Source organism: Gloeotrichia echinulata CP02 (genome assembly GCA_038087035.1).
GTDB classification, from domain to species: domain Bacteria; phylum Cyanobacteriota; class Cyanobacteriia; order Cyanobacteriales; family Nostocaceae; genus Gloeotrichia; species Gloeotrichia echinulata.
This window is the reverse complement of record CP051187.1, coordinates 4,991,415-5,008,773: the sequence shown is the minus strand read 5'-3', so window position 1 is coordinate 5,008,773 and position 17,359 is coordinate 4,991,415. Positions and strand designations below refer to the sequence as shown.

The following is a 17,359-nucleotide window of genomic DNA, read 5'->3' as shown; positions in this document are numbered from 1 at the left end:
TTTTAGATAGTAGCTTCTATGGGCATGGCAGCAATTTTCGCTAGAATCTCTGCAGGAGTTTTTTTCTGTGATTTTGCTTCAGTTGAAATCACCGTGACTTCAACACGAGTTCCTTCGGCTAATGGAATTGGCTGTAATAACCTGAGTATTCCTTGTTCATAAACAGCCTCTATAGTTATAGTCATACACTATTCCCTCATGGCATAATATTTAACATTATAAAAAATACAGCTAATGACTAACTCAAAAATAATTAGCCATTAGCCATAATCATAGTCTAAGCAGTGCGGAAACGTGCCAGTTCTTCGCCTGTCTTCGCATCATGGGCGTGAACTGTACAAACCAGACACGAATCAAAAGAACGCGCTACGTGTCCTACTTCCACTGGATCTTTAGGATCGTAAATTGGTGTGCCTACCAAAGCCTCTTCAATCGGTCCGCGTTTACCTTCACCGTCACGGGGTCCGATATTCCATGTACCAGGGGCAATTACTTGGTAGTTCTTAATTTTACCGCCTTCTACGTCTACCCAGTGACACAATGCACCGCGTGAGGCTTCCGTTGCACCCCAGCCCCGTCCATCTTTTTCTTTGGGTTTGATATACCAGGGGTCGTTTAACTTAAATTCGCGCAAGCAATGTTCTGCTTGGCGGTACAACTTGACAAGTTCGTGAACTCGTGCTAGCTGACGGACATGAATGTTCGGTCCGCCCATTTGCTTGAATACGTCTAGAATAAACCCGTCGTAGTGTTGCCAAGATTCGCCATGCTTCCCACCAGCTACTAACTGACGGGCTAACGGACCTGCTTCTAAGCGTCCGAAGTCTTGGTGTAGGACTGCACTTGACCAAGAATAGGCGTTATCGAAGTCTTTTGTATTATTCTGGATGGGGTTGGTGGTGCGATCGCTTGGGTGAATATCCCCTGTGCCTTCATCATACCAGGCATGGGTCGTATTTTCACGGGCAAAACTTTGATCCATCAAGGTGTGACTATCACTAAAGCTGTCATACACACCACTTTTCATAATCAAGGCTGCATTTCGCCCTTCAATGGTGGGTTTTTGGTATTTATCTTCGTGGGGTATATATCCCCAAGTCACATATTTACCAACACCACCGCCATATCGATCCAGACCGATATCTAAACCCATGCGCCAATATAAACCCAAGTCGGAATCCCGATGTTTTCGGTCTTCTTCTAGCCACTGTATGAAGTCATCATAGGTCTGGATTTCTTCATAACGTTCTAAAGAACAACCTAACCACACGGGTTCTAACCAATTGGTGCGGAAATATTCCAGAATTGCCCAGGCGCGGGTGATGTCCGTTAACGTAGGGGCGCACATCACACCACCAGGCACCATATAACTGCTGTGGCAACTGGTGGTATGCTGAAAATGTTCCTGAGTAACTTATTTTGAAGTAATTTTGCTCGGCAATAACATTTTATTTTCACCATTTCAGTTTATAAATAAGGGAATATTTAGGGAATGAGCGGGCAAAATCAAAACCAGGGTAATTGCGATGGCTCCCCATCTACACATGAGTATGCAAACGCAGACTCAACGGACTTGTTCGCCGATATGTTTGCAGACTTTGAGCCGCACAACACCACAGACGGTAGCTACAGAGGAACAATGGCGAAAATTAAAGCAACAGAATTACAGTATCAAGAAGTTTTTGAGCAGAAGTTAGTCGAAGCTAATACTAATTTAAAAAGGGATAGAATTAGAGTTAGCATTAAACAAACTGGCAATTCTCTCCAGTTACGAGCTACCCTACCGTTAAAACCAGGCGATAGCAGCTTAGGTAAGGAAAAAAAGCAGTATGACTTGTCTTTAGGGATACCAGCAAATTTAGAGGGATTAAAAACTGCAATTGAAGAAAGTTACGAGTTGGGTAAATTAATCGCTCGTCATACTTTCCAGTGGAATGAAAAGTATTTAGGAATTAAATCTAGAGAGAAGCAAGAGATAAAAACAATTGGGGAATTATTAGATACATTTGAGGAAAAATATTATAAAACCCGTCAGAATACTATAACCAGTCAAAATACTTTTGCTAACTACATATCCGTTATTAAAAGAAACTTTCCTTTAAGCACTTTGGCTACAAAAAATAACTTTGAGGAAATTATTAATTCATTTCAGGGAAACAAAAAAAATGAACTGATTGCCGTAACTTCTGTTTTTATTAAAACCTTTCAGTTAGGATTTACACTCGATGTCACAAGGGATAATGTCACCCCAGCCCATCGACAAATCCCCGAAGATGATAAAATAGTATCTGCTTTTGAACTATTTGAAAAATTCGCCCTCAACCGCAAAAATACAAACATCAGTGATGAAATCGACACATGGGAAATGTGGCGTTGGGTATATGGAATGTTGGCGACTTATGGGTTAAGACCAAGGGAACTATTTGTGCAACCAGATATTAATTGGTGGATGTCTTCCCAAAATATAGACCATACTTGGAAAGTGAATAAAAATACAAAAACTGGATATCGAGAAGTTATTCCTTTTGTACCTGAATGGATAGAATTATTTGACTTACAAAATCCCAAGCCATTAAATATTTTAGAACAAAAGGTAGCAAAAATTGCATCTGTGCAAAATATTAATTGGATGCGGAGAGATATATCCAGATGGTTTAGAAAAGTGGGAATTGAGTTTCAACCCTACGATTTGCGTCATGCTTGCGCGATTCGAGCGCATCTGCAGGGAATACCGATTAAAGCCGCAGCAGACAATTTAGGTCATACTGTTGATGAACATACAAAAACCTATCAAAGATGGTTTGGGATTGAAAATCGGAAGAAAGCCTTTGGTGAGGTAATTAGTCAGAAGGCTTTAATTGAGTTGCAGAAGAATGAAATATTGGCGTTACGGATGAAGAATGAAAGGTTGAAGTTGGAGGTGGAAAAGTTTAAATTTTCGGATAATGTCTAACAATCCAATAGTGCTTAAGCCTGATCACATCTTGTACCAGAGCAGTTTTTTAGGACGTTGTTCCATAGGATATTATACGGAAAAATTCTGTATGATACTCTAAACAGGGGTATTACACAGAAAAATTCTGGATAATACCAAGGGATATACGGAAAAATTCTATATAATCCCACTTCACGGGTGTATTATAAGGAAAATTTCTGTATAACGCGCCAATAGGGATATTATGCAGAAAAATTCTGTATAACTTGACAAGAATCGCCTGTAATGTTTACTATATACCTGTATTTAAAAGTGTTATACAGAAAGTTTCTGTATAATATATAGTTATACATAAAGAGAACAAAGTACCGAAAGTTTTAAGTAAAAATGAGGTAATAGTAAGGAAACAATATGTCTAAAAAAAATCAATCAAAAAGATTAACGAATCAACATAAAGAGTCTCAAGGTGTAGTTAGTATATTTGGAAATGAAGCAAAGTCCCACGATATAGCAGTTAGAGAAATTTCATCCCGTGTAATTAAAAAGCTTGAAAAGGAATTTCCTCAATTATCTTTTAGATACAAAACAAGCATAAGTAAAAAAGAAATAAACGAAGCGTTACAGAAACTTGATTCAGAATTAGGACAAACACTTTTTGTGCCAAATTCAAGTATTAAACCTGATGGTGGAATAATTGAAGTAAAAGACGATAACGGTAATTGGAGGGTGGTGCTTGTAACGGAAGCTAAACATCAAGGGCAAGACATTGAAAATATCCAAAAAGGAAACCGAGTTGGTAAATATAATGATCAAGACTTGATGGCTGCTGGTAACGCAATAGAAAGATCTCATAAAAACATATCAGAAATTGCTAATTTTATGCTATCTGAATCCCATTTTCCCTACATCTTATTTCTGGAAGGGTCAAATTTTCTAACTGAAACTATTTCAATTAAAAGACCTGATGGAGGGGTGGTAACTCTTGATTATAATTCAGGGACGCTAAATAGATTAGATAGATTGACCTCTGCAAATTATGGAATGCCAATTAACACTAATTTGTGTAAAAATAAATTTGTTAAGCATCATGATAAAACAATTATGCTTCAAGCAGCTTCAATTTATACACAAGGAAATGGAGAAAAATGGGATGAACAAAAAATGTTTGATATTATGATTGAAGTGTCTAAGTCCTCTCTTAAGGCATTAGGTTGTGAAATATTTGACCAAATTACCAATAACGAATAATACGGGTTGATAATGGCAAGAAAAGTACAGCACTCTTTGTTGAAAAAAGCAAAACAAAACAAAAATGACGAGTTTTATACACAGCTTTCAGATATAGAAAATGAGTTAAAACATTATAAAAGTCATTTTCAAAATAAAGTAGTTTTTTGTAATTGCGATGATGCTCGGATTAGCAATTTTTTTAATTACTTCGCATCAAATTTCGCAGAATTGGGTATTAAAAAACTAATAACTGCTTGTTATAGAAAACAAGAAAAGGATTTGTTTAATACCGAAGAAGTTGAAAATGGTTTTTTCTTTGAATATACAGGTGTAGAGGGAGAAAGAATTAAACCAAGTTCAACTGACATCGTTCATTTTAAAGGTGATGGCGATTTTCGTAGTGCTGAAAGTATCGAACTATTAAAGCAATCCGATATTGTTGTTACTAATCCTCCATTTTCATTATTTAGGGAGTATGTGGCTCAATTAATTAAATACGATAAAAAATTCTTAATAATTGGCAATATTAATGCCATCACCTATAAAGAAATATTTAAGTTAATTAAGGAAAACAAGGCGTGGTTAGGAATAAACCTTGGCAGAGGTATTTCAGGTTTTATTGTCCCCGAATACTATGAACTCTATGGCACAGAGACTAGGATTGATAGCTCTGGAAATAGAATAGTTTCTCCAAACAATTGTCTATGGTTAACTAATTTAGACACTTTTAAACGACACGAATATATTACTCTCACAAAGAGATATTTTGGAAACGAAATTGAATACCCCCATTATGACAACTATGATGGTATTAATGTTAATAAAACACAAGACATACCATTAGACTACAAAGGATTTATGGGTGTACCTATAACATTTCTACATAAATTCAATCCCGATCAGTTTGAAATAATTAAATTCAGAAAAGGGAATGATGAAAAAGATTTGTCAATAAATGGAAAATGTCCATATTTTAGGATTTTAATCAAAAATAAACGAATATTGACTGAATTATCTAACAATAAAGGAATACCACAAGTGCGAGCGCCGATCTTGTAGGGTGCGTTAATGGAATGTAACGCACCTTATTACGTTTTCATCAAACACTAATTTCATGCTGATAATAGAGAAATCATCAGCCGACGTTCACGGTCAGCCGCATAAGCAATACAAGCTTTTAAATCTTCTCGCGTCAGATCGGGAAAATCATCCAGAATTTCTGCTTCGGTCATCTCGGAAGCTAGGTATTCAAGCACCTCATAAACTGTAATTCGCAAGCCACGTACACAAGGCTGTGGAATTTAGAGCATATGAAATCACGGAAGAGTTGATTCTCTCGGCAAAGCTATAATGTGACTGAAGTCAAAGAACTATAATCTGATATGTCAACCATTGAACAAATTGAAGCAGCTATTCTGAGGCTTCCACCAGAGCAGTTTCAGCGACTCCGGCAATGGATTTTAGAAGTAGACTACCAGCGTTGGGATGAGCAACTAGAACAAGACATCGCAGACTGCAAACTGGAGGCTTTGGCCCAAGAAGCGATCGCTGAGTTTAAAGCGGGACATTGCCGAGAACTCTGATGCATTACACAACGCGAAGATTTTGGAAGTGCTATGAAGATTTGCCCAAGAATGCTCACCAGACAGCAGATCAGTGTTACGAACTTTTGAAAGCTGATCCATCTCATCCATGATTATACTTCAAGAAGATCGGTAAAAAGTACTGGTCAGTTCGAGCAGGATTAGACTATCGCGCTTTAGGAGTTGAGGTGGAAAGCGGTATTTCTTGGTTTTGGATCGGAAATCATGCAGAATATGACAAGCTAATTGATAAGCTTTAACCAGCAGCCCAGTCGATCTTGTAGGCTGCTTTCCCCACAACATTCCTGATTAATCTGCTGATAAATTCCTCTTAACGCACCAAGATTGTGGACTGTAATCAAGCGATCGCATCTGTTAAACATCTTTGAGAAGTGCGATTACTAGGTCGCGCTTCGGTATCGCACTTGAAAAAATAATTGCAACAGAAACAACCAAGTACACTAAGAGGATGTGTTATTCTTCAGGCAGCTTTTTGAGAATTTTCAGAAGATGGTTCAGCCAGAATTGGTTCAATATCCTGGCTTTTGTCTCTTTGGATAAATTCATCTAGTAATTGAAAAAAGTAATCAAATGCAGCTTTTTCATCAATACAGGTGAGTAAAATGATTTTATCCCAAGCATTAACGGTATGGATAGATAAGCGGTTTTGTAGCCAAGGTTGAAAGTTTTTATGAAAATCACTTTCAGTTTCAGTATTAGTAATACCTAATTCAGAGCGAGAAAAGCGATATCCCAAGATAAACATCCGTAAATTACTGATAGATGCTGTTCCCAAATATAAGCCTGGTTTGGTTTTAATTTTTTCGAGTAAGTTAAATAATGTACTCATTGAGTTTAACTCCATTAAAAATTTTCAAAATTCTTCTATTACTTCTATTTTAAACTCATTAGATAGAGAGGTAAAATCTTGAATCCAGTCATCTGGGTATAGTCCTTGTCGGGAAAGGTTGTCGAAAATTTTGCCAAAAACTTCAACACCGTAATGAACGCCATTTTCCGTAATAGTTTCAAAGCAACCTTGTTTTTCTAAGCGATCACTCAAAATAAAGTCTTCATTGTCGTATATGGTCGAAAGTCGCCAAAGTTTACCGGGAATTTTACGTTGTTTTAGCCACTATTTGAGTGTTTTGGCACATTCTTGGCAATGAAGTAATGGAAATCGAATGACAAGATTACCAATTGCTTGATGAATTTCGGCAATGGCTAAATCATCCGGTAAATTATTCAGAAACAGCACCTCCTAAAAAATGTTTATCTTATCTTATTTTAGTCTTGGATAAACTACTCTTAAATGCGATAGCGCAAGCGCTGACTTGTCAGTTCGCTAATATCGAGTTAGTGCGATCCATGAGTAGATGCCTCTTGTCTATCCTGAATCATCTGCATGAGGATGTTTGCAGCTTCCGTTGCGTCGTAGGGCGACCAAATCGGGTACTCTGATGCAGAAAAGATGACTTGTAGTTCAGCGTCTGGGATTTGTGTGGCTAGGAGTTTGAAGAGTGATAATTTGTCTGACTGACTCAGATTGTTGACCAGAGGAATTAACTCAGCGAGTGACATGGTTTAAACTCCCAGACATACAAGAATACATTGATCATAAGCGATCGCTCAATATCCAAACAAAAATACTCACGCCCGAATCACAGTAATCGCACGTTGATTTTCGGTCACCACAACCTGGGTGGATAAACGTTCTTCCATTGGTAGGGTATTTTACGCCTGTCAAACACAAATAACCAACCAAAATCCAACCCCAAATGGGCTAAATAGGATTCTAATTGCTCAATACCCTCAGTATAGGCTAGCCTGTAGGTTGGGTTGACAAAAGGAAACCCAACCAATGCTTTTTGTTCCCTGACCTTAGTTCAGCCATTGTATAGCGATTCTCAGTTAAGTGAGGTACAAAATTGTATCACGCGGTGTAGGGGCACGTTTTGCCGGCGCCCTACGGGTGTACCTTACTAGGGCGAGAAACGCTATACAGGTTGACATACTCCCTGATCTGAAAGTTCAGGGATTCTGGATTCAAACAGCAATAGCAGGCATAGCCCGTCTTACATCACTGAGCAACGACAGACAATGCCCTGCCTGTTGCCACTATTTTACCAAAAAGCCGTCCTAGAAGAACGGCGGCTCTAGACCCAAGCTTTCGGTAAAATGGAGCAACAAAGTTGAAATCGAGGTTAAGCCTATGGCAATTCGACAGCCCCGCTACAGTAAAGAAGAATTTGCCCAACGAGGTGATTATCTCTATGAAAGTGTTAGATTTGCTGTTAAACATCTTTGAAAAGTGCGATCTTGCTTGTGCTTCCTTAACTGCGAACTGCTATCGATAATGTTGGGTTAGTGCGATAGCGTTCGCGGTAGCGTCTCGTTGGCGCAGCCTCTCGTAGAGAAGAGATAGCGCTCCGCAGGAATCGCTCAACTTCCTTTTTTTGTACTTCCTTGATCGTGATTGAACTTGAGAATACAGATATAATTATAATTGAGAACGCACAGTTATTTAACTGAATTTTTTATGGCATTAACATCACGTATTATTCATAGCGACCCTGATATTCTAGGGGGAACACCTGTTTTTGTGGGAACTCGTGTACCAATAAAAACCCTGCTTGATTACCTTGAAGCTGGTGATTCATTAGAGGTATTTCTAGACCACTTCCCTAGTGTCACACATAAACAAGCGATCGCGGCTCTTGAATTAGCAAAGGAAATGCTAACAGCCTATGCGAATCCTGCTTTTTGATGCTTATTATTTGTGCGATACGCTTTTTTGCTAAACTATAATCAGGGAAACAGCAAGATGAGATTATGAACTTAGATACAATTCAACAAGATATTGCGTCTCTTCCTCCCCATGCACAACAAATCATAGTGGAACTCGTAGAAGTCCTGAAAAAACGCTACCTTGTGAATCAACACGAATCTTCAGAAAATTCCTTGCAAGACTGGTCAGACTTTATCGGTTGCAGAGAAGCTGAAACAGACCTCTCAAAAAACTATAAAAACTACTTAGACCGTGAACTTAACCAAAAATATGATCATAGTTGATACAGGTTTTTGGTTAGCTCTTGCCAATAAAAAAGATACAGTTCATATATCCGCCAAAAAAACGATAGCTGCGATTTTGTAGGGTGCGTTCCTCACAACAATTCCTAATTACTCAACCGATAAATTTTTGGGAACGCACCAAGATTGTGGACTTTAATCAAGCGATCGCTCAATATCCAAATAAATCAATACTTCTATACATAAGCTGACATGTAATTATTTAAACTCATATATTGCTAATTGCGTATTTATATTGAGAAAAACCCAGGTTTATATTTCAATAGCAAGAAAATAATTATACTTAACTAGGACTTACGCACTGTACAAATTTGGCATGGTATGCTTTTACCAAAATACGTTGTTTCAGACTTTGATTAATTATTACTTCGATGGTAAACAGACCCGCGTTTTCGGGGTTTAGCAATGCTAAACCCCTACGACATCTCCGGTTTTTTCAGCCCATATTTTGTGTTTTTTGTCAATGCGTAAGTCCTATTAACTACAAATCATTATCTTTTGCATAATTCCAAACTATCGGGTCTATTGTTGCTTTCATGCCTATATCTCGAACATGAAGTGAGTCTGGAAAAAGATCGCTCAAGCGGGTGGATAATTTAGGGGATAAGTTTTCATCAAACAGTAATTTCATGCTGATAAGGTCGAAATCATCAGCCGACGTTCACGGTCAGCAGCATAAGCAATACAAGCTTTTAAATCTTCTCGCGTCAGATCGGGAAAATCATCAAGAATTTCCGCTTCGGTCATCTCGGAGGCTAGGTATTCAAGCACTTCATAAACTGTAATTCGCAAGCCACGTACACAAGGCTTACCACCGCGTTTATTCGCTTCGATTGTGATATAGTTTCTATAATTCATAGGTGGCGAGTGCATTTTTGCCAACTTATTTGATGATACCATGTATTTGTGCTAAAAACTCAATAATTTCACCGTTAAACATCTTTGAGAAGTGCGATGGGCAAAGCCCAGTCTGCGACCATCGCTCAATATCCAAACAAAAATACTCACGCCCGAATCACAGTAATCGCACGTTGATTTTCCGTCACCACAACCTGAGTTGACAAACGTTCTTCCATTGGTAGGGCATTTTTGTGCCTATCAAACACAAATAACCAACCAAAATCCAACCCCAAACGCCCTAAATAGGATTCTAATTGCTCAATCCCCTCAGTTACGGGGTCACGCTTTTTCTCCCGCCATACCTTTAACTCGATCCCTAACGTTACATCTTTGTAACGCAAACATAAATCCATTCTGTCACTACCAATGGCATATTCCCGCTCCAGGGTGCCACCACCGTTAATCACACGATGCAAGAAAGCCATTAATACTATGTGGGGGGCGATTTCATGGTAGCCCGTACTACCTAATAATGGTTCCCCGTGCTGTCGCCAAAACTTGAGAAAAGCTTGTAGCAATGCATCTATATTTAACTCACCTTCTGGGGTTAACCAAGTCGGTGCAATCATTGGCAGGGAAGCCATCGGTGTGACAGTTAATACCCTGGGTAAAACTTCCCGATAAATTGGATTAGCAATAGTTAATCCACCCTGGGGATGCATTTTACATAAACCCAAATCAATCACAAATTGAATATCATCGTTGGGTATATCCCCCAATTCCAAACCTGCTAACATCGGTTCGATAATCGCTTTTATCCTTGGTTCCCGTAAGCGTTCGGCTAAAGAATCGAGATGAGTATCTTGACGGGCAATTAATATTTCCTTGGCTTGTAAAATATGTTCTTTTGTAATAGCAATACTTCTATCCTTAACCATTTTTTCCACAACTTCCTTCGCTAATGCATTGACTAACCAAGGTTGTCCCTGAGTTAAATCAAAGGCTGTTGCTGCTGCTTCTTTTGTAAAAATTTGTCCAGTTTCCTGGGTATGTTGTTGGTATAGTTCTACAACTTCCTCAGCATTAAAATTTCTCAGGGTAATCGAACTGACTTTAATATTAAAAGGACTCGATGTGTTTAATCTGTCACTACCACCCGATGCCACCTTATAATCTCGCACATCGCGTAAACCAATTAATCCAACAGTTGAGGGAAAATTTTCTGGACGACTGCGATAACCATCTCGCAACTGTCGCAAAACCGAAATCAAGGTTTCGTCTTGTAAAGAGTCAATTTCATCGATAAATAATACCAACGGACGCTCGATCGCTCGTGACCAAGCTCTTAAATTTTCGCCAATTCTCTGCCCAGGAGCATTATAAACCCAAGTTGGGGGTTGTAGTTCTGGGGGTAGATTATCCTCAATTGTATTCCGCCAAGCTCCCAAAATCGCTAATTCTGCTGCACCTGGGTCATGATTAAATGCGCTTCCCACCTCCGCCGATACCACTACTGCTGCATAACGTCCAGTTGCGGTAAGTTGCTGCGCTAGGGCTAACATTGCGGTTGTTTTCCCTGTTTGTCGGGGTGCATGAATCACAAAATAACTTTCTTGTTCAATCAGCACCGACAAGTCGGGGAGACGACTTGTTGCTGAGAGTGTATAGTGTTTGTCAGCTTGACAAGGACCTGCAATATTGAACCAGCGAGACATGGGATTTTGGCAGTTGGCGGACACTTTGAGTTTAGACGATTTTGGGGTCTGCGACCATCGCTCAATTTTCAAACAAAGAAATCAATCATTCAAAATATTCACGCTCGAATCACAGTAATCGCACGTTGATTTTGGGTCACCACAACCTGAGTTGACAAACGTTCTTCCATTGGTAGAGCATTTTTCCTCCTGTCAAACACAAATAACCAACCAAAATCCAACCCCAAACGCCCTAAATAGGATTCTAATTGCTCAATCCCCTCAGTTACGGGGTCACGCTTTTTCTCCCGCCATACCTTTAACTCGATCCCTAACGTTACATCTTTGTAACGCAAACATAAATCCATTCTGTCACTACCAATTGCATATTCCCGCTCCAGGGTTCCACCACCGTTAACAACACGATGCAAGAAAGCCATTAATACGATGTGGGGGGCGATTTCATGGTAAACAGCGCTACCAAGTAATGGTTCCCCGTGCTGTCGCCAAAACTTGAGAAAAGCTTGTAGCAATGCATCTAGATTTAACTCTCCTTCTGGGGTTAACCAACTAGGACTAATATGGGGTAAACTATCCTGGGTTCCTTGCACTAAAACGCGGGGAATAACTTCGCGGTAAATCGGGTTAGAAATAACTAGTCCTCCCGCAGGATCGCGCCGCAATAACCCTAAATCTAGTAAATATTGACGATCATCGGCTGGGGTATCGGGTAATGCTTGTCCTGATAAAATCGGCTCAATGATATCTTTAACTCGTTTCTCTCTGAGTTTTTCAGCTAAAGAATCGAGATGAGTATCTTGACGGGCAATTAATATTTCCTTGGCTTGTAAAATATGTTCTTTTGTAATAGCAATACTTCTATCTTTAACCATTTTTTCCACAACTTCCTTCGCTAATGCATTGACTAACCAAGGTTGTCCCTGGGTCAAATCAAAGGCTGTTGCTGCGGCTTCTTTTGTAAAAATTTGTCCAGTTTCCTGGGTATGTTGTTGGTATAGTTCTACAACTTCCTCAGCGTTAAAATTTCTCAGGGTAATCGAACTGACTTTAATATTAAAAGGACTCGATGTGTTTAATCTGTCACTACCACCCGATGCCACCTTATAATCTCGCACATCGCGTAAACCAATTAATCCAACAGTTGAGGGAAAATTTTCTGGACGACTGCGATAACCATCTCGCAACTGTCGCAAAACCGAAATCAAGGTTTCGTCTTGTAAAGAGTCAATTTCATCGATAAATAATACCAACGGACGCTCGATCGCTCGTGACCAAGCTCTTAAATTTTCGCCAATTCTCTGCCCAGGAGCATTATAAACCCAAGTTGGGGGTTGTAGTTCTGGGGGTAGATTATCCTCAATTGTATTCCGCCAAGCTCCCAAAATCGCTAATTCTGCTGCACCTGGGTCATGATTAAATGCGCTTCCCACCTCCGCCGATACCACTACTGCTGCATAACGTCCAGTGGCGGTAAGTTGCTGCGCTAGGGCTAACATTGCGGTCGTTTTCCCTGTTTGTCGGGGTGCATGAATGACAAAATAACTTTCTTGTTCAATCAGCACCGACAAGTCGGGGAGACGACTTGTTGCTGAGAGTGTATAGTGTTTGTCAGCTTGACAAGGACCTGCAATATTGAACCAGTGAGACATGGGAGGTTGGCAGTTGGCAGACACTTTGAGTTTAGACGATTTTGGGGATCGTAGGGTGCGTCAGCAGGGAGAAACTCTTGACCCTCCGAATTTTAGATTTTGGATACTTCTCTACGAGAGGCTACGCCAACGACTTCGCTCAGTACAAGTTTTGGATTTTAGATTTTTGGGGTACCTTGCAGACCCCATGTGGTGGATAATTTAATTTCTGGAAGTCCCTTAACGAATCGCGGAAGTCCCCACCCTCAACTCGTGAGTTCGGTGGGGATAGGGAGTGGGGGATGAGGATTACATCTGGAATTGATTTTTTACCAGGTAAAAACAAATTCTGGATGGATGACGAATCCCTAGGATTTTCTGCTAATATATTTACTGTCTTGACCATCAATGCCATAAGCGAAAACTAAGCTAATAGGTATATGTCGCAAGAAGAAGATTTGGGTCTTGGGAATCAGGACTCCTGCCCTTGGAGGGAATGTCAGACCAAAAAAACTACGGAGTTTTTGAGGCTATTCCTGATGAATTGGGAGAGCTACAGACTTCAGCCGTAGGCAAGTCTGAGTAGTTCACATACGTGTCTTGTACTTCCTTAACTGCGTAGACGCGGAGCGGCTTGTCGCTAGACATCGCTAATCTAGGGTTAGGGAAAAATTAGGTAATACCTGAGAAAATCAAATAACTTTTAGCAGAGAAAAATAAATGGATTTACTGCTTGCTGTCTTTGCTTATGGCGTGACTAACCGTGGGTTTATCGCCTAATTTAAGGAAAAGCCAGGGAATCATTACACCTATCCTTGTAAATCCTTACTATATAAGCAATTCCCCAATTTATTTCCATATAACTGCTGTGAGGCCATTGACCGCCTAATAAAGCGTAAATTTCTACAGGTTTGGCTGAAATAGTAATACCGATTTCGTAAGACTTACCAGTGAAGGCGGTAAAGCGTCTACAAGCTTCATCATAAAAGTGGCTTTTGCGATAATTTTTATTGGTCAAATCAATAGCAAATAGACCATAAAAATAGCGGGGTATACTTTGGATCGTTTCGACAATTTGCCCTAAATTTCTCGCTAAAATTGCGTTACGGGGAACTTCTGTACCCCAAGCTGTGTCTAATGCCCAAGATGCAGAAGTTAAGTGGGAACCGCCACAAATCCCGCAAATTCTAGGTGTGACAATTAATCCGGCTTGGGGGTCTTTTCCCCGGAGAATAATTTCAAACCCGCGAAAAAGTTCGGCGTGTGTCCAAGCGTTGACTACATACCCATTTTCAATTTCGACTCGGACATCTAAATCGCCCTCAACTCTGCCAACGGGTGATATATCTAATGTTTGAATTGTCATTTGTCCTTTGTCATTGGTCATTTGTTAGTTGTCATTTGTCATTTGTCATTGGTCATTTGTTAGTTGTCATTTGTCATTTGTCCTTGAACAATGACGATTGACTAATGACCATTGACAAATAACTAAACTGTGAAAAAGTCTTCTTCAGCCCAAGATGGTGCTGTGTCTTTGGCGACCATTGTGAGTAGGGCGTAGTCTTTCTTTTTAATACCTGGTGGTATATCTTTAGGAACGCCCATGACAGTTTGAGTTTTAAATACAGTTCCTGGTTTGAGGTCGTAGAAGGGAAATTCTGGTTCAGTACAACCTAAACAAGGCATTCCGGCGCGGGTTTTGGAGGAAACGCGATTCCACAAAATGCGGTTACAGGAAGAATGGGTCATGGGGCCACGACAACCCAAGTCATAGAATAGACAGCCTTTGCGTTGACCAAATTGGGCGGTTGTGGCTTTGTAGGCGAAATGGACGTTGCGGGTACAACCGGTTTGGGTGTAGGTGTTAAAGAAGGTTTGGGGACGTTGTAGTTCGTCGAGAACAATGTCCGCGATGCGTCCGGTGGCGATCGCCACTAATATCTGAGTAATCCAGTCTGGATGGGCTGGACATCCGGGAATGTTGATGACTGGTAGTCCTGATTTGGCTACGAAATTTTTGCCGAAAAAGCCGCCTGCTTCTCGCTTGAGAAATTGTAAGCCTTCGGATTCGCTGGGGTTGGGTGACATTGCGGGGATTCCGCCCCAAGTGGCGCAGTCTCCTACAGCGACGATATAGTTAGCAGCTTTCGAGAGGTCTGCTAACCATTTTTTCATGGGGCGATCGGCAAAACGATTCCATTCGCCTGTGCCGTTGGGAGCATTGACAACTGAACCTTCAAATACGAGGATATCCAGGGGAATACGTCCGGTAATGCAATCCCACAGCAGTGTTTGCAAGTTATTGCCTAATTCTATTCCCAAAGATGGATGCCAAAGTAAGTTAATGCCAAAATCGGCGATTAGGTCGCAAACTGTTGGTTCTTCAGCATTGAGAAATGACATATTATATTCACTATAGAATATAAATTGACAACGATGACCGAAAAATGGTTTTATGGTCGAGTTTCGACTATCGAGCAACAAGAAGATCGCAACGCGCTAAAAAAACAACTCCAGAGGGGTAAAAATGTTGGGTGCGATCGCTTTTATTGGGACATTCAAAGTCGCACAACAGAAGTCCGTGCTGGCTTGCAGCAATTAATCGATGATTTAAAAATATCATCGAAAGGCACCGTCAGTGATTTAATTGTGACAAGAATTGACCGAATTGGGTCATCATCCAAACTGTTCTACGCGCTGTTAGAAGTATTACGGAGTAAGGGTATTAGGCTGGTAGCACTTGACCAAACAATTGATACAGAAAGTTTGGGCGGTGAGTTGACAATTGATATTTTGCTTGCGGCTAGTAAATTTGAAATTAAAATGTTGTCCAGTCGTGTATCTGCAGAACGCAAACACCGTATGGTTCAGCGCAAAAGCCATAGGTTTGCGCCGTTTGGCTGGAAGGTTGTTGATGATTGTTATGTCAAGGATGAAAGTTGGTGTGTTTCCCTATTAGAGGGAAAGCGCAGTTTTAGAGTTTGGGAACTTGCTTTATTTATATTTAATGTATTTGCAGAATGTGGTAGTGCCAGAAAAACTTGTAATATATTAAATGAGATGTTTGGCGTATCTGGCAAAGTAGACGCAAAAAGCCCAAAATCAAAAGGGAATCATCGCATCATGCCCAATGATATTGAGCAATTGGATTTATTTCCCAATAATAAAAAAACATATCAACGATACCCTTGGACTAGCTTACAGTGGTCGCCGGCTGGGCTAAAAAACTTTTTAGTAAATCCAGTACATGCAGGGGGAACACCGTTTAACGTCACCAAATCTAGTCCGTCAGGTAAACAAATAAACCATTTTGATAAGTGGGATTGCAACTGGGATACCCATGAAGGGATGATTACCCGCGAACGACATGAACAAGTAAAACGCACTATTCGCCAAAATCTTAACAATAAATGGGCTGCACGACAGGAAGATATTAACCCATTTGCCAATTTATTAAAATGTGGTAGATGTGGAGGCGCATTAACCCGCATGTCCTCGCGACGCGATCGCCATCGACAATATACAGCTTACTATCAATGTACCTATTACTCCCTCGGACGTTGCGATGCTAAGGAAATGCTTAGTAGTCCCAGATTAGATTCACAGGTGGCTGATTTGTTAGTAGGTGAAGCTACTAGATTAGCTGGTATGGTAGATTTGGGAGAAGACAAGCATCAAGAAAGTTCAGAAGTTAAAGAACTGCGGGAAACCTTAGCAGGACTGGAAAAGTTACCTACTAATCCTTTTGTAGAAAAAGCCAAAGATGGTATTCGTGACCAAATCGCTAGTATCTTAAGCCTGAACGAAAACATGACAAAACGTAGCCTATTGGTTCTTGAAGAGTTAGTCCAAATGTTTCGTGACCGCGAATACTGGGATAGTCGGACATCTGAGGATAAAAAACGAATGTTAAACAGACTTGTCCGTCGTATTATTGTTGAGGGGCGGGTTGTTTTGGGTATTGAGTTTCTTTAGTTTCCTTTGGCGTAAAATTTCTCGATATTCGTCTAATTGGCGTAACCAAAATTCTTTTTCTGATTCGATTCTCATTTGTAGCGTTCTCCATCCATAAATTTAGATTAGCTTTGAGTGGCAAAATTTCTGTTCTCTGCGAACAACGCTTATTTGTCAGACCACAAAAGTTCTCGGCGAATGAAGAAAAGTCACCAATCCCAAAACCAGCCACTAAGTCGGGGCTGTCCCTCTGGTCCAAGCCAATTTTAGATTTTAGATTTTAGATTTTAGATTGTTTCGGTCCCTTGCAGGCCCCGCAGAATTTTAGATTTTAGATTTTAGATTTTAGATTTTAGATTTACAGCAATTTTCACCCAATAACCA

Annotated in this window: 18 protein-coding genes and 4 pseudogenes; 9 read left to right on the top strand and 13 right to left on the bottom strand. The window is 40.1% G+C overall.

The features are described from left to right. Positions 1-2: 2 nt before the first annotated feature. Both HEQ19_22015 and HEQ19_22010 read right to left on the bottom strand, forming a co-directional pair. Entirely contained in the window at positions 3-185 is a 183-nt protein-coding gene (locus HEQ19_22015; protein WYM01783.1) for an antitoxin family protein, read from the bottom strand. Positions 186-277: 92 nt separating this feature from the next. Further along, positions 278-1,378 (bottom strand): annotated as a pseudogene (locus tag HEQ19_22010) (nickel-dependent hydrogenase large subunit). A 114-nt stretch (positions 1,379-1,492) separates the two neighbouring features. Between HEQ19_22010 and HEQ19_22005 the strand changes: the two are divergent. The 3 genes from HEQ19_22005 (at position 1,493) to HEQ19_21995 (ending at position 5,224) form a co-directional block, all read left to right on the top strand. Next, positions 1,493-2,953 (top strand): site-specific integrase, encoded by a 1,461-nt coding sequence (locus HEQ19_22005; GenBank protein WYM01782.1) that lies wholly within the window; start codon positions 1,493-1,495, stop codon positions 2,951-2,953. A gap of 393 nt (positions 2,954-3,346) precedes the next feature. Continuing rightward, positions 3,347-4,183, top strand: coding sequence for an EcoRI family type II restriction endonuclease (locus HEQ19_22000; GenBank protein WYM01781.1), 837 nt, complete (start codon positions 3,347-3,349; stop codon positions 4,181-4,183). 12 nt (positions 4,184-4,195) lie between these two features. Then, on the top strand, positions 4,196-5,224 hold the full coding sequence (locus HEQ19_21995; GenBank protein ID WYM01780.1) for an adenine-specific methyltransferase EcoRI family protein: 1,029 nt from the start codon (positions 4,196-4,198) through the stop codon (positions 5,222-5,224). Positions 5,225-5,277: 53 nt separating this feature from the next. Here the strand turns inward: HEQ19_21995 and HEQ19_21990 are convergent, their stop codons facing one another. After that, positions 5,278-5,466, bottom strand: a complete 189-nt coding sequence (locus HEQ19_21990; GenBank protein ID WYM03544.1) for a DUF433 domain-containing protein — start codon at positions 5,464-5,466, stop codon at positions 5,278-5,280. Between the two features lie 81 nt (positions 5,467-5,547). On the opposite strand from HEQ19_21990, the gene HEQ19_21985 reads away from it, so the two are divergent. Further along, a complete protein-coding gene (locus tag HEQ19_21985) occupies positions 5,548-5,748 on the top strand; it encodes a hypothetical protein (GenBank protein WYM01779.1) in 201 nt (66 codons plus the stop codon). Then, positions 5,748-6,008: pseudogene (locus tag HEQ19_21980) on the top strand (hypothetical protein). The gene HEQ19_21985 and the pseudogene HEQ19_21980 overlap by 1 nt, the downstream one beginning before the upstream one ends. A gap of 221 nt (positions 6,009-6,229) precedes the next feature. On the opposite strand, the gene HEQ19_21975 reads toward HEQ19_21980, so the two are convergent. The 4 genes and pseudogenes from HEQ19_21975 to HEQ19_21960 form a co-directional block, all read right to left on the bottom strand. Further along, the gene (locus HEQ19_21975; GenBank protein ID WYM01778.1) at positions 6,230-6,598 is read right to left on the bottom strand and encodes a hypothetical protein; all 369 of its coding nucleotides are present in this window, start codon (positions 6,596-6,598) and stop codon (positions 6,230-6,232) included. Positions 6,599-6,622: 24 nt separating this feature from the next. Further along, positions 6,623-6,835 carry a papain fold toxin domain-containing protein gene (locus HEQ19_31245; protein ID WZI67239.1) on the bottom strand — a complete coding sequence of 71 codons (213 nt, stop codon included), beginning with the start codon at positions 6,833-6,835 and terminating at the stop codon, positions 6,623-6,625. 269 nt (positions 6,836-7,104) lie between these two features. Beyond that, the gene (locus HEQ19_21965; protein WYM01777.1) at positions 7,105-7,329 is read right to left on the bottom strand and encodes a hypothetical protein; all 225 of its coding nucleotides are present in this window, start codon (positions 7,327-7,329) and stop codon (positions 7,105-7,107) included. 69 nt (positions 7,330-7,398) lie between these two features. Then, a pseudogene (locus tag HEQ19_21960) lies at positions 7,399-7,562 on the bottom strand (ATP-binding protein). Between the two features lie 725 nt (positions 7,563-8,287). Between HEQ19_21960 and HEQ19_21955 the strand changes: the two are divergent. Together HEQ19_21955 and HEQ19_21950 are read left to right on the top strand one after the other, a co-directional pair. Beyond that, positions 8,288-8,515: a DUF433 domain-containing protein gene (locus HEQ19_21955; protein ID WYM01776.1), complete on the top strand. Its 228-nt coding sequence runs from the start codon at positions 8,288-8,290 to the stop codon at positions 8,513-8,515. Between the two features lie 65 nt (positions 8,516-8,580). Then, positions 8,581-8,820 (top strand): hypothetical protein, encoded by a 240-nt coding sequence (locus HEQ19_21950; protein WYM01775.1) that lies wholly within the window; start codon positions 8,581-8,583, stop codon positions 8,818-8,820. 499 nt (positions 8,821-9,319) lie between these two features. Here the strand turns inward: HEQ19_21950 and HEQ19_21945 are convergent, their stop codons facing one another. From HEQ19_21945 to HEQ19_21930, 4 genes are all read right to left on the bottom strand, one after another. Beyond that, on the bottom strand, positions 9,320-9,469 hold the full coding sequence (locus HEQ19_21945; protein WYM01774.1) for a DUF5615 family PIN-like protein: 150 nt from the start codon (positions 9,467-9,469) through the stop codon (positions 9,320-9,322). Next, the gene (locus HEQ19_21940) at positions 9,466-9,696 is read right to left on the bottom strand and encodes a DUF433 domain-containing protein (protein WYM01773.1); all 231 of its coding nucleotides are present in this window, start codon (positions 9,694-9,696) and stop codon (positions 9,466-9,468) included. Before HEQ19_21940 ends, HEQ19_21945 begins: the two co-directional genes overlap by 4 nt. A 146-nt stretch (positions 9,697-9,842) precedes the next feature. After that, positions 9,843-11,393, bottom strand: a complete 1,551-nt coding sequence (locus tag HEQ19_21935; GenBank protein WYM01772.1) for an ATP-binding protein — start codon at positions 11,391-11,393, stop codon at positions 9,843-9,845. A 98-nt stretch (positions 11,394-11,491) separates the two neighbouring features. Next, complete coding sequence (locus HEQ19_21930; GenBank protein ID WYM01771.1) at positions 11,492-13,042, bottom strand: ATP-binding protein; 1,551 nt, start codon at positions 13,040-13,042, stop codon at positions 11,492-11,494. Positions 13,043-13,323: 281 nt separating this feature from the next. Between HEQ19_21930 and HEQ19_31240 the strand changes: the two genes are divergently transcribed. Next, the gene (locus tag HEQ19_31240) at positions 13,324-13,449 is read left to right on the top strand and encodes a hypothetical protein (GenBank protein WZI66982.1); all 126 of its coding nucleotides are present in this window, start codon (positions 13,324-13,326) and stop codon (positions 13,447-13,449) included. Positions 13,450-13,877: 428 nt separating this feature from the next. On the opposite strand, the pseudogene HEQ19_21925 reads toward HEQ19_31240, so the two are convergent. After that, a pseudogene (locus tag HEQ19_21925) lies at positions 13,878-14,387 on the bottom strand (nickel-dependent hydrogenase large subunit). Positions 14,388-14,509: 122 nt separating this feature from the next. After that, positions 14,510-15,424: a hydrogenase gene (locus HEQ19_21920; protein WYM01769.1), complete on the bottom strand. Its 915-nt coding sequence runs from the start codon at positions 15,422-15,424 to the stop codon at positions 14,510-14,512. Positions 15,425-15,457: 33 nt separating this feature from the next. Here HEQ19_21920 and xisF point away from each other — a divergent pair, with 33 nt between their 5' ends. Continuing rightward, positions 15,458-16,996, top strand: a complete 1,539-nt coding sequence (gene xisF, locus HEQ19_21915; GenBank protein WYM01768.1) for a fdxN element excision recombinase XisF — start codon at positions 15,458-15,460, stop codon at positions 16,994-16,996. The last annotated feature ends 363 nt before the right edge of the window (positions 16,997-17,359 follow it).